Below are 12,058 nucleotides of genomic sequence, written 5' to 3'. Positions count from 1 at the left end.
GGAGCGGGCTTGCCCGCGATTGCGGCCTGACAGTCGGCAGAAATGCTGAATGTGCAGGCCCTGTCGCGAGCAGGCTCACTCCCACACTTGATTCATGTGTCTCCAGATATCGCTTGTATGGACATGTCTACCCGCCACACTCCTGAATTCACTCCGTCAGCGATATCACCTCTCGTGTTTCTGTTTCCCGCCCGCGCCCCTATAATGGATGCCTTTTTCGCCCAATGATTTGCGGAGCTGGTGATGGCCGAACGTATGGCGTCAGTCGAGCGCGACACTCTGGAAACCCAGATTAAAGCCTCGATCAACCTGGATGGCACCGGAAAGGCCCGATTTGATATCGGTGTACCTTTTCTTGAGCACATGCTGGACCAGATCGCCCGTCACGGGCTGATCGACCTGGATATCGTCAGCAAGGGCGACCTGCATATCGACGACCACCACACCGTGGAAGACGTCGGCATCACCCTGGGTCAGGCTTTTGCCAAAGCCATCGGTGACAAAAAAGGCATCCGTCGCTACGGCCACGCCTATGTCCCGCTGGATGAAGCACTGTCGCGGGTAGTCATCGACTTCTCCGGCCGTCCTGGCTTGCAGATGCATGTTCCCTATACTCGCGCCACCGTTGGCGGTTTCGATGTTGACCTGTTCCAGGAATTCTTCCAGGGCTTCGTCAACCACGCACTGGTCAGCCTGCACATCGACAATCTGCGTGGCACCAACACCCACCACCAGATCGAAACCGTGTTCAAGGCATTCGGCCGCGCCCTGCGCATGGCCGTCGAGCTCGATGACCGCATGGCCGGCCAAATGCCGTCGACCAAGGGCGTTCTGTAATGCAGACGGTCGCGGTAATCGATTACGGCATGGGCAACCTGCACTCGGTGGCCAAGGCCCTCGAGCACGTCGGTGCCGGCAAGGTCCTGATCACCAGCGATGCCAATGTGATTCGCGAAGCCGACCGGGTGGTTTTTCCCGGCGTCGGCGCGATTCGCGACTGCATGGCCGAGATCCGGCGCCTGGGCTTCGATTCGCTGGTGCGCGAAGTCAGCCAGGACCGTCCGTTCCTCGGCATCTGCGTCGGCATGCAAGCCCTGCTCGATAGCAGTGAAGAGAACGACGGCGTTGACTGCATCGGCCTGTTTCCCGGCGCGGTGAAGTTCTTCGGCAAGGACCTGCATGAAGATGGCGAGCATCTGAAGGTCCCGCACATGGGCTGGAACGAAGTGCAGCAGACGATCTCGCATCCGCTGTGGCACAACATTCCGGACCTGGCGCGTTTTTACTTCGTGCACAGCTACTACATCGCTGCCGGCAACGCGCGGCAGGTGGTGGGTGGCGGTCACTACGGTGTCGATTTCGCCGCGGCGCTGGCCGATGGCTCGCGTTTCGCCGTGCAGTTCCACCCGGAGAAGAGCCATACCCATGGCCTGCAATTGTTGCAGAACTTCGCTGCGTGGGATGGTCGCTGGTAAATGGCCAGGAAAAAGCCGCCGATCCTGACCCTCACTCCCGAACAGGAGAATGAGGCCAATCACAAGATCAAGCGCTTCATGGAGGATCGCTTCGAACTGGACCTGGGTTCGTTCGAAGCGGCCGAAATCCTTGAGCTGTTTACCCGCGAAATTGCTCCGCACTATTACAACAGGGCGATTTTCGATGTGCAGACGCACCTTAAAGAAAGGTTCGAGAGCATCGAAAGCGACTTGTGGGCGCTCGAGAAAAACTGATTTCCGAGCGAAGCTGAACAATCGAATTTGAAGGTTTGCCAGATGCTGATTATCCCCGCTATCGATCTCAAAGACGGTGCCTGTGTTCGTCTGCGCCAGGGCCGCATGGAAGATTCCACGGTGTTCTCCGATGACCCGGTGAGCATGGCCGCCAAGTGGGTAGAGGGCGGTTGCCGCCGTCTGCATCTGGTCGACCTGAACGGTGCTTTTGAAGGCCAGCCGGTCAATGGCGAGGTTGTCACTGCGATCGCCAGGCGCTACCCCAACCTGCCGATCCAGATCGGCGGCGGTATCCGTTCGCTGGAAACCATCGAGCACTACGTGAAAGCCGGCGTGAGCTACGTGATCATCGGCACCAAGGCCGTGAAAGACCCCGCGTTTGTCGCCGAAGCCTGCCGCGCATTCCCTGGCAAGGTAATCGTTGGCCTGGATGCCAAGGACGGCTTCGTCGCTACCGACGGCTGGGCTGAGATCAGCACCGTGAACGTCATCGACCTGGCCAAACAATTCGAATCCGACGGTGTGTCTGCCATCGTTTATACCGACATCGCCAAAGACGGCATGATGCAGGGCTGCAACGTTTCGTACACCGCTGCGCTGGCGGCTGCCACGCGTATTCCGGTGATTGCTTCCGGCGGCATCCACAACCTGGGTGACATCAAGTCGCTGCTCGACGCCAAGGCGCCAGGCATCATCGGCGCCATCACCGGCCGCGCGATCTACGAAGGCACCCTCGACGTCGCCGAAGCGCAAGCTTTCTGCGATTCGTATAAAGGCTGAGGACTGACTATGGCGCTGGCCAAACGCATCATCCCTTGCCTGGACGTGGACAACGGCCGGGTCGTCAAGGGTGTGAAGTTCGAGAACATCCGCGATGCCGGTGATCCGGTGGAAATCGCCCGTCGCTACGACGAACAGGGCGCTGACGAGATTACCTTTCTCGACATCACCGCCAGCGTCGATGGCCGCGACACCACGCTGCATACCGTCGAGCGCATGGCCAGCCAGGTATTTATCCCGCTGACCGTGGGCGGCGGCGTGCGCACCGTGCAGGACATTCGCAACTTGCTCAATGCCGGCGCGGACAAGGTCTCGATCAATACCGCGGCCGTGTTCAACCCGGAATTCGTCGGCGAAGCTGCCCAGCATTTCGGTTCGCAGTGCATCGTTGTCGCCATTGACGCCAAGAAAGTCTCCGGCCCGGGCGAAACCCCGCGCTGGGAAATCTTCACCCACGGCGGGCGCAAACCTACCGGTCTCGACGCGGTGGAGTGGGCGAAGAAGATGGAAGGCCTGGGCGCCGGTGAAATCCTGCTGACCAGCATGGACCAGGACGGCATGAAAAACGGCTTCGACCTGGGCGTGACCCGCGCCATCAGCGATGCACTGGGGATCCCGGTGATTGCTTCGGGTGGCGTCGGCAACCTGCAGCATCTGGCCGATGGCATCATCGAAGGTCACGCCAGTGCCGTACTGGCGGCGAGTATCTTCCACTTCGGCGAATACACCGTGCAGGAAGCCAAGGCCTACATGGCTCATCGCGGCATTGTGATGCGCTGAACAAACGGTACAGGCCAGTGGACATCATGGCGGGCTCAAGGCACTCTTGGGTACGCCATGGATCTCGGTAGCCAGACATGCTGAAACGCTTTCTTCTTGTCCTCGCCAGCGCAGCCGTATTGCTCTCCAACAACGTGCCTGCCGCAGAAAGTCACGCCACCGACCTGGTGCTGCTGACTGAAAACTTCCCGCCCTACAACATGGCGAAGAACGGCAAGAATTTCGCCCAGAACGAAAATATCAATGGCATCGCCACCGACATCGTTCGCGAGATGTTCAAGCGTGCTGATATCACCTACAGCCTGACGCTGCGTTTCCCCTGGGAGCGCGTGTATAAACTCGCCCTCGAAAAACCAGGTTACGGCGTGTTCGTGATGGCGCGACTGCCTGATCGCGAAAATCTCTTCAAGTGGGTTGGCCCCATTGGTCCGGACGACTGGATCATGCTCGCCAAGGCAGACAGCAAGATCAGCCTGGAGACGCTGGAACAGGCCAGCCAATACCGGATCGGTGCCTACAAGGGCGATGCGATCGCCGAGACGCTGACCAAGCAGGGCCTAAAGCCGATCCTGGTGCTGCGCGATCAGGACAACGCGAAGAAGCTGGTTAATGGCCAGATCGACCTGTGGGCTACCGGTGACCCGGCTGGGCGTTATCTGGCGCGTCAGGAGGGCGTGTACGGGCTCAAGACGGTACTGCGGTTCAACAGTGCCGAGCTCTATCTGGCGTTGAACAAAGACGTTCCGGATACCACCGTTGCCAAACTGCAGGCCGCGCTGGATCAGTTGCGCAAGGAAGGCGTGGTAGGTGAGATCATGGCGAAGTATCTCTAGGTAAATCAAAAGATCGCAGCCTTCGGCAGCTCCTACACCGAACGCACCACCCTACAGGTGCTGCCGAACGCACCCACGTGTAGGAGCTGCCGAACGCCCCGACGTGTAGGAGCTGCCGAAGGCTGCGATCTTTTAGCGGTACACGCCATCGTTGCCGTGAGCCGCCGTCGCGCGATTGCCGCGCACGCTGATCATTTGCTTGATGTCGATCCACTCAATCCCCTGAGCCTTGAGTTTCGGCAATTCCCGCTCCAATACCGCCAGCGTCTGCGGATACGGATGCCCGATCATCACCGCCGAACCCTGCTTGCGCGCCAGGCTGATCGCCGTCTGTAGCTGGGTGAAAATCGCCGCTTCAGTGCGCTCATCGTCCAGAAACACATCCCGCGAAACGCTCGCCAACCCAATCTTCTGCGCCTCGGCCGCCGCAACCGTCTGCGCGCTGGTGCGGCTGTCGACGAACAGCTTGTGCCGGCGCTGCAAGTGCGCCATCAACCAGGCCATGGCCGGTCGCTGAGCGGTCATGCGGCTGCCCATATGGTTGTTGATGCCGGCGGTATAAGGCACGACCTTGAGCGCCGCGTTGAGGCGTTTCTCAAGTTCTTCGATAGGCAGCTCGGGATGCCAGGCGAACGGGCCGGTGGCCGGGTCCATGGGCATGTGCAGGATCACTGTCTTGCCGGCGCGGTGTGCTTCACGGGCAAACTCGGTGGCGTGTGGCGTGTCGGGCATGATCGCCGCCGTCACGGGGCCGGGCAGGGCAAGCACTCGACGGTCCCGGGGCAGGTTCTGCCCCAGGTCGTCAATGATCAGGCTGATGTAGGCCTTATGCGCCGTGGTGGCGGCGGGCATCGCGTGAGCAACACCCGCCAGGCAGCACAACAGGGCGAGCAGCAACCGCACGCACATCTCAGCGGCCAGAGGTGATGCTCAAACCTTTGAGCAGGCTGAGCGCCTGGGCCAGCTGGTAATCATCATCCTGCGGCATCGCCTTGGCTTTGCCGCCGGAGCCGGTCGGTTTGTCTTCGCCGCCATTGCCGTTGCCCAGGTGACCTTGCAGATCGGCTTCCTTGAAGTAGTCGCCGTCCTGCTCGCTGGTGATCTTCGCCTTGCGCACTTCGATGTCCGGGACGATGCCCTGGGCCTGGATCGAGCGGCCGTTCGGCGTGTAGTACAGCGCCGTGGTGATCTTCAGGGCACGGTCGTTGTTCAGCGGCAGCACGGTTTGCACCGAGCCTTTGCCGAAACTGGTGGTGCCCATGATCACTGCACGTTTCTGATCCTGCAGGGCGCCGGCGACAATCTCCGAGGCCGAGGCGCTGCCGCCGTTGATCAGCACGACCATTGGCACGGCTTCGCTTTCATCCTTGCCGGTGGCCGAGAAGCGCAGCTCGGAGTTGGCGATGCGGCCCTTGGTGTAGACGATCAGGCCTTTGGTGATGAAGTGGTCGACCACTTCCACCGCCGATTGCAGTACGCCGCCCGGGTTGTTGCGCAGGTCGAGAATGACGCCCTTGAGTTTCTTGCCGTTGTCCTTGCGCAGCTTGGCCAGGGCCTTAGAGACCTCTTCGCCGGTCTTGACCTGGAACTGGGTGATGCGGATATAGCCGTAGCCCGACTCCAGCAGCTGTGCCTTGACGCTCTTCACCTGGATGATGGCGCGGGACAGGGTCACGTCGAACGGCGTGCCGCCGTCGCGCACCAGGGTCAGGGTGATTTTCTGGCCGATTTTGCCGCGCATCTTGTCCACGGCTTCGGTCATGCTCTGGCCGCGGGTGGGCTGGCCGTTGATTTTCACGATGAAGTCGCCAGCCTGGATGCCGGCCTTCGACGCAGGGGTGTCATCGATCGGCGAAACCACCTTGATGAAACCGTCCTCGGCGCCGACTTCGATACCCAGGCCGCCAAATTCGCCGCTGGTGCTTTCCTGCAGCTCGGCAAAATCTTCCGGGCCCAGGTAGGCGGAGTGCGGGTCAAGGTTGCTGAGCATGCCCTTGATGGCATTTTCCAGCAGGGTCTTGTCGTCAACAGGTTCGACATAGGCGGCCTTGATCCGGTCCATGACCTCGGCAAAGGTGCGCAACTCTTCCAGCGGCAAAGGCGCCTTGGTGGTCGCAGCAGTGCCCGCAGGCGCGACTACCGGGGCCGGTTGAGCGGCAAACGCCAGAGGCGCGCCGATCACCAGGGCGATCGTCAGGGCCAGCGAGGTAAGGCGGGACAGATGCAGCATGTCGAACGAACTCCTGAAGTAGATGGCGTGCTTATCCTTGCGCGCGGCACCATTGCGCGGGATCACTCGGGTGACCCTGCTGACGAATAGCGAAATACAACGCCGGGGTGTCCTGCCCGCCACTGCTACCGACAGTGGAGATGGACTCACCGGCTTTAACCACGTCACCTGCAGACTTCAACAGCGTCTGGTTGTGACCATAAAGACTCAGGAAACCGTTGCCGTGATCCAGGATAACCAGCAGTCCGGCACCGCGCAGCCAATCGGCAAACACCACGCGACCACCGTGCACGGCATGCACCTGGCTGCCGGCGGAAGCACTGATCATTACGCCGTCCCACTTGGTTCGAGCGTCATCACCACGGGATTCGCCAAAGCGTGCCAGCAATCGACCATCAACAGGCCATGGAAGTTTTCCCCGAGTGGAAGCAAAAGCACCACCGAAGGTTCCGCCTGAGCTTGAGACCAGAGCGCCGGGTGTTGATTTGACCTGTTTGCGTGGGGCGTCAGTGTTGTCTTCTGCTGCTGCCTGGGCCTCACGTAAACGCTTTTTTTCGGCTTCCTGCTGGGCGATCAGCGCTTTTTGCCGCGCTTCTTCTGCCTCTCGGGCCTGACGGGCCAGGGTTTCTTCGATGGTTTTAAGGACTTTAGACAGGTCTGCCTGATCCTGCTCGCGTGCCGCCAGCTTCTGGTCGCGAGCCTTGACGTCGAGGTTGAGCTTGGCGAGCACTTGCTGGCGCTCCTGGCGAACCTTTTCGAGCTCGTCTCGCTGGCTGTCCAGGCTGCTTTTCTGCACCAGCAGTTGAGCCTGCTGCATGTCGATGTCTTTTTCGACATTGGCCAGTTGGCGCAAGGTTTCGTTGAAGTTTTTCAGCTGCTCCAGGCGGGCCTGGCTCAGGTAGTCGTAATAAGTGAGGGTGCGGGCGAATCTTTCCGGGTTCTGCTGGTTAAGCAGCAGCTTGAGGTACTCCTGGCGCCCGTTCTGATAGGCCGCTCGGGCCTGGATGGCAATCAGTCGTTGCTGTTCAATGCGCGCGCTCTGGAGTTTTTTTTTCTCGGCATCGAGTCGCTGCAGCTCGGCTTCGCTTTTCTTCAGCTCTTTTTGCAGGGCATCGACCTGCTTTTCGAGCTTGCCCATTTCCGTCTCGGTGCCTTTGAGGTCCTTTTGCACACCGGATTTTTCTTCCTGAAGCTTGCCCAGCAGTTTCTTCAGCTCGGCAATGTCCTGACGCGTGGCGTCCAACTGCTGTTGGGTTTGCGCGCGCTCGTCAGCGAAGGCCGGTTGGAGCAGGCAAGTCAGGGCAAGGGCTATCAGGACGCGAAGCATAAAGGCGGGCGACACCAGGGAAAGGGACGGCCTAGTATGCCCGCCAAGCGCAGCAAAAAAAATGCCCAATTGGGGCTGTGTGATAACCGGGACAAGCAACAGGCCAGATTCCATTGCGAAAACGCCATAAGCCACTGTGGGAGCTGGCTTGCCGGCGATGGCGTCTGAACATTCAACATTGAGGTTGGTGTCAGATAGCTATCGCTGGCAAGCCAGCTCCCACAGGGTTTTGCGGTGTTTGTGCGGGCGGATTACACCAGGATCGAAGTACCGGTCATTTCGGCCGGTTTTTCCAGGCCCATCAGCATCAACATGGTCGGCGCCACATCCGCCAGTACGCCACCATGGCGTACCTTGAAATCACGCTTGCCGACATAAATGAACGGTACCGGCTCGGTGGTGTGCGCCGTGTGAGCCTGGTGGGTTTCTTCGTCGGCCATTTTCTCGACGTTACCGTGGTCGGCGGTGATCAGCGCTTCGCCGCCGACTTTTTCCAGCGCGTCCACGATGCGCCCCACGCACAGGTCCAGGCACTCAACCGCCTTGACTGCTGCATCGAATACGCCGCTATGGCCGACCATGTCGCCGTTGGCGTAGTTGACCACGATCACGTCATAACGCTGGTTTTCAATGGCCTCGACGATCCGGTCTGTGACTTCCGGTGCGCTCATCTCCGGCTGCAAGTCGTAGGTGGCGACTTTTGGCGACGGGATCAGGATGCGCTCTTCGCCCGGGAACGGTTCTTCGCGCCCGCCGGAAAAGAAGAAGGTCACGTGAGCGTATTTTTCGGTTTCGGCGATGCGCAGCTGGGTCTTGCCGTTTTTCGCCAGGTAATCGCCCAGTACGTTGTCCAGGCTGCCTGCGGCGAAAGCCGATGGGGCAGGGATGCTGGCGGCATATTGGGTCAGCATGACAAAACCGGACAGTTTCGGCTGGCGGGCGCGGGCAAATTCCTTGAAATCGTCCTCGACGAACACTCGGGTCAGTTCCCGGGCGCGGTCGGCGCGGAAGTTCATGAACACCACGGCATCGCCGTCTTCGACCTTGACCGGCTCACCGATGGAGGTGGCCTTGACGAATTCGTCGCTCTCGCCACGGTCGTAGGCGGCTTGCAGACCTTCCTGGGCGGTGGCGGCGTTGAACTCGCCGTTGCCGTCGACGATCAGGTTGTAAGCCTGGGCTACGCGGTCCCAACGATTGTCGCGGTCCATGGCGAAATAACGGCCGATGATGCTGGCGATGCGACCTTTGCCGAGGGCCTGGAAGCTGGCATCGAGCAGTTCGATGGACGACTGGGCACTTTTCGGCGGGGTGTCGCGGCCGTCGAGGAAGGCATGCAGATAGATTTTCTCGGCGCCGCGCTTGTAGGCCAGTTCCGCCATGGCCACCAGGTGGTCCTGGTGGCTGTGAACGCCGCCGTCAGAGAGCAGGCCCATGAAGTGCACGGCTTTGCCGGCAGCAACGGCTTTATCCACGGCAGCGCAGATGGTCGGGTTTTCAAAGAACTCGCCGTCACGAATCGATTTGGTCACGCGAGTGAAGTCCTGATACACAACGCGGCCAGCACCCAGGTTCATATGACCGACTTCGGAGTTGCCCATCTGGCCATCCGGCAGGCCGACGTCCATGCCGCTGCCGGAGATCAGGCCGTTGGGTACGGAGGCCGTCAGGCGGTCCAGCACAGGCTTCTTCGCGGCGAATACGGCGTTGGATTCAGGGCTCTCACTGTGACCGAAGCCGTCGAGGATGATCAGGACCAAAGGTTTAGGCGTGGTAGTCATGGATTCCACTCGTGGCTGAGTTAAAAGAGGGCAATGGAAAAGGGAGTGGCAGTTTAAAGGTAAGTTCCTGCTGCGTCACCGCCGGACGGGGTTTGGCCCACCATAGTGGCTGTGTATACTGGCCGACATTTTAACGCCCTGGAACCTCCTTCAATGGTTGATCACCTGATTGCATTTGCCACCACTCACTATCTGCTTGTCGGTATCTTCGCCGTTCTGCTGGCTCTGCTGATCGCCCATGAAATGAAGGGCGGCGGTCGTAGCCTGAGCACCGGTGAACTGACCGGGCTGGTCAACAAGGACGCAGGCGTGGTGATCGACATTCGTCCGGCCAAGGACTTCGCCGCCGGTCACATTGTCGGCGCGCTGAATATTCCTCACGACAAACTGACTGCTCGTGTCGGCGAACTGGAAAAGCACAAGGCCAAGACCATCATCCTGGTCGACGCCATGGGTCAGACCGCTGGCACTCACGCCCGCGAACTGATGAAATCCGGCTTCACCGCCGCCAAGCTGTCCGGCGGGATCTCCAGCTGGAAAGGCGACAACCTGCCGCTGGTGAAGTGATATGAGCAACGTCGTCGTCTATTCCAGCGATTACTGCCCTTACTGCTCGCGAGCCAAGTACCTGCTCGAGAACAAAGGCGTGGCCTTCGAAGAGATCAAGGTCGATGGCAAGCCGCAGGTGCGCGCCGCCATGGCCCAGAAAGCCGGGCGGACCTCCGTCCCGCAGATCTGGATCGGCGAGCGCCACATCGGTGGCTGTGATGATTTGTTTGCCCTTGAGCGCGCCGGCAAGCTCGACGCCCTGCTCAAGGCCTGACGCCTTCCCTATAAGACCCAAGATCAGAAAGGATCTGAGATGACTGACCAACAGAACACTGCAGCTAGCGAAGAAGAAACCGCACCGCAATTCTCCTTGCAGCGCATCTATGTACGTGACTTGTCCTTCGAAGCCCCGAAAAGCCCGGCGATCTTCCGCCAGCAGTGGGAGCCGAGCGTCGGTCTGGATCTGAACACCCGCCAGAAGGCCCTGGAAGGTGACTTCCACGAAGTCGTGCTGACCTTGTCGGTGACCGTGAAGAACGGTGAGAGCGGCGAAGTCGCCTTCATCGCTGAAGTGCAACAGGCCGGGATCTTCCTGATCAAGAACCTGGACGACGCTTCGATGAGCCACACCCTGGGTGCGTTCTGCCCGAACATCCTGTTCCCGTACGCTCGCGAAACCCTGGACAGCCTGGTAACCCGCGGCTCGTTCCCGGCCCTGATGCTGGCCCCGGTGAACTTCGATGCGCTGTACGCGCAAGAGCTGCAACGCATGCAGGCAGCTGGCGAGACTCCGACGGTTCAATAAGCGGCGCTGCTGCAAATCGCGGGCAAGCCCGCTCCCACAGGATTGAGCAAAACCTGTGGGAGCGGGCTTGCCCGCGATTGTTTCTGTCAGGCGAAAATAATCTTCGGGTTACTTGAAGCCGAGCTGGCGCCAGCCTTCGTACACGGCCACGGCCACGGTATTCGACAGGTTCAGGCTGCGGCAGCCTTCGCGCATCGGTAACCGAAGGCGTTGCTCGCCGGGCAGGGCGTCCAGCACCTCGGCCGGCAGGCCCCGGCTCTCCGGACCGAACAGGAAGGCGTCGCCCTCGGCGAAGCTCGCATCATGGAACGGCCGCGAGCCCTTGGTGGTGAAGGCGAACAGGCGCGGGTGACCGAGGCTTTCCAGGCAGCTGGCGAGGTCGGCGTGACGTTGCAGGGTGGCATACTCGTGGTAGTCGAGGCCCGCCCTGCGCAGACGCTTGTCGTCCATCTCGAAGCCCAGCGGCTCGATCAAATGCAGGTGGCAGCCACTGTTGGCGCACAGCCTGATAACGTTGCCGGTATTCGGCGGAATTTCTGGTTGGAAGAGGATGACGTGAAACATGCACGGCTCCGAAGATAAAGATGACCGGCATTCTACGCCGCCCGAGGATCGGCGTTCGAAACTATTCCCGCGCGTGATGGGTTCTTTGGCGATAGTCGGTGTCATGGTCGGGCTGATGATTGGCCGCCTGACCACACCCGACCCCAGTGAACTGCAGCAGGTCGAGGTGACGAGTGACGGATTGGTCGTGTGGTTCAGCAACGAACCCAAGACCCATGGCGAGATCGTCGACGGCAGCCTTGCGCTGCTGTTCGCGGCCGAAGGCAAGGCGCAGAAAGGGCAGCTCAAGCTCAATGATAAAAGCGCGAACTGGCGAGTGCGTTTGAGTGATGGGGGATTGTTGCTGACCGTGGTGGCTGCCCGGCCATTGCTGGGCGAGTGGGCGGGTAGCGAGGTCGATGACCGCTGGCGGCTGGAGATCCATCTCCGGGAGCAATAAAAGAGGGAATCCCCGGCCTGCCTGTACCAAGGTTCCCGAAACGGGAGGGCTCGCGCATGACGACGTGAGCCCGGTGTAAAGAAGGAACCCCTGACCTGCCTGTATCAAGGGCCCCAAAACTGGTTGGGCTCGTCGCTTGTGCGGTGTGAGCCCGGTGTAAAGAGGGGAATCCCCGGCCTGCCTGTACCAAGGTCCCCGAAACTGGGTAGTGAACTGATTCACTGAATGGACTATTGCAGG

The 12,058-nt window shown here is 60.3% G+C and carries 15 protein-coding genes; 10 read left to right on the top strand and 5 right to left on the bottom strand.

Features of this window, described 5'->3' with window-relative positions:
* The first annotated feature begins 243 nt into the window (after positions 1-243).
* The 6 genes from hisB to UB23_RS25440 all read left to right on the top strand — a co-directional run bounded on the left by hisB (position 244) and on the right by UB23_RS25440 (position 4,123).
* Positions 244-837: an imidazoleglycerol-phosphate dehydratase HisB gene (gene hisB / locus UB23_RS25465; RefSeq protein ID WP_007897437.1), complete on the top strand. Its 594-nt coding sequence runs from the start codon at positions 244-246 to the stop codon at positions 835-837.
* Entirely contained in the window at positions 837-1,475 is a 639-nt protein-coding gene (gene hisH / locus UB23_RS25460; protein ID WP_045062007.1) for an imidazole glycerol phosphate synthase subunit HisH, read from the top strand. Before hisB ends, hisH begins: the two co-directional genes overlap by 1 nt.
* Entirely contained in the window at positions 1,476-1,730 is a 255-nt protein-coding gene (locus UB23_RS25455; protein ID WP_045062006.1) for a DUF2164 domain-containing protein, read from the top strand. It begins immediately after the preceding gene.
* A 42-nt stretch (positions 1,731-1,772) separates the two neighbouring features.
* Positions 1,773-2,510 (top strand): 1-(5-phosphoribosyl)-5-[(5-phosphoribosylamino)methylideneamino]imidazole-4-carboxamide isomerase, encoded by a 738-nt coding sequence (gene hisA / locus UB23_RS25450; protein WP_045062005.1) that lies wholly within the window; start codon positions 1,773-1,775, stop codon positions 2,508-2,510.
* Positions 2,511-2,519: 9 nt separating this feature from the next.
* Positions 2,520-3,290, top strand: coding sequence for an imidazole glycerol phosphate synthase subunit HisF (hisF, locus tag UB23_RS25445; protein WP_007972752.1), 771 nt, complete (start codon positions 2,520-2,522; stop codon positions 3,288-3,290).
* 77 nt (positions 3,291-3,367) lie between these two features.
* A complete protein-coding gene (locus UB23_RS25440; protein WP_045062004.1) occupies positions 3,368-4,123 on the top strand; it encodes a substrate-binding periplasmic protein in 756 nt (251 codons plus the stop codon).
* 132 nt (positions 4,124-4,255) lie between these two features.
* On the opposite strand, the gene UB23_RS25435 is transcribed toward UB23_RS25440, so the two are convergent.
* From UB23_RS25435 to gpmI, 4 genes are all read right to left on the bottom strand, one after another.
* Complete coding sequence (locus tag UB23_RS25435) at positions 4,256-5,032, bottom strand: divergent polysaccharide deacetylase family protein (protein ID WP_045062003.1); 777 nt, start codon at positions 5,030-5,032, stop codon at positions 4,256-4,258.
* Position 5,033: 1 nt separating this feature from the next.
* A complete protein-coding gene (locus tag UB23_RS25430) occupies positions 5,034-6,353 on the bottom strand; it encodes a S41 family peptidase (RefSeq protein WP_045062002.1) in 1,320 nt (439 codons plus the stop codon).
* Positions 6,354-6,384: 31 nt separating this feature from the next.
* Complete coding sequence (locus UB23_RS25425) at positions 6,385-7,680, bottom strand: murein hydrolase activator EnvC family protein (protein ID WP_045062001.1); 1,296 nt, start codon at positions 7,678-7,680, stop codon at positions 6,385-6,387.
* Between the two features lie 251 nt (positions 7,681-7,931).
* Positions 7,932-9,461, bottom strand: a complete 1,530-nt coding sequence (gene gpmI, locus UB23_RS25420) for a 2,3-bisphosphoglycerate-independent phosphoglycerate mutase (protein ID WP_045062000.1) — start codon at positions 9,459-9,461, stop codon at positions 7,932-7,934.
* Positions 9,462-9,614: 153 nt separating this feature from the next.
* Between gpmI and UB23_RS25415 the strand changes: the two genes are divergently transcribed.
* From UB23_RS25415 to secB, 3 genes are read left to right on the top strand one after another with little or no spacing between them, the layout of a single operon-like run.
* A complete protein-coding gene (locus UB23_RS25415) occupies positions 9,615-10,028 on the top strand; it encodes a rhodanese-like domain-containing protein (RefSeq protein ID WP_045061999.1) in 414 nt (137 codons plus the stop codon).
* A gap of 1 nt (position 10,029) precedes the next feature.
* Complete coding sequence (grxC, locus tag UB23_RS25410) at positions 10,030-10,284, top strand: glutaredoxin 3 (protein WP_045061998.1); 255 nt, start codon at positions 10,030-10,032, stop codon at positions 10,282-10,284.
* Positions 10,285-10,323: 39 nt separating this feature from the next.
* Positions 10,324-10,815 (top strand): protein-export chaperone SecB, encoded by a 492-nt coding sequence (gene secB, locus UB23_RS25405; RefSeq protein ID WP_045061997.1) that lies wholly within the window; start codon positions 10,324-10,326, stop codon positions 10,813-10,815.
* A 108-nt stretch (positions 10,816-10,923) separates the two neighbouring features.
* Here secB and UB23_RS25400 read toward each other — a convergent pair whose 3' ends face one another.
* Positions 10,924-11,379, bottom strand: a complete 456-nt coding sequence (locus tag UB23_RS25400) for a tRNA (cytidine(34)-2'-O)-methyltransferase (protein ID WP_007949025.1) — start codon at positions 11,377-11,379, stop codon at positions 10,924-10,926.
* Between UB23_RS25400 and UB23_RS25395 the strand changes: the two genes are divergently transcribed.
* On the top strand, positions 11,378-11,818 hold the full coding sequence (locus UB23_RS25395) for a hypothetical protein (RefSeq protein ID WP_045061996.1): 441 nt from the start codon (positions 11,378-11,380) through the stop codon (positions 11,816-11,818). The genes UB23_RS25400 and UB23_RS25395 overlap by 2 nt on opposite strands.
* The last annotated feature ends 240 nt before the right edge of the window (positions 11,819-12,058 follow it).

Source organism: Pseudomonas sp. ES3-33 (assembly GCF_000952175.1).
Classification (GTDB): Bacteria; Pseudomonadota; Gammaproteobacteria; order Pseudomonadales; family Pseudomonadaceae; genus Aquipseudomonas; species Aquipseudomonas gregormendelii.
Note: the sequence above shows the minus strand (reverse complement) of the source record. Positions and strands in the feature narration are given on the sequence as shown.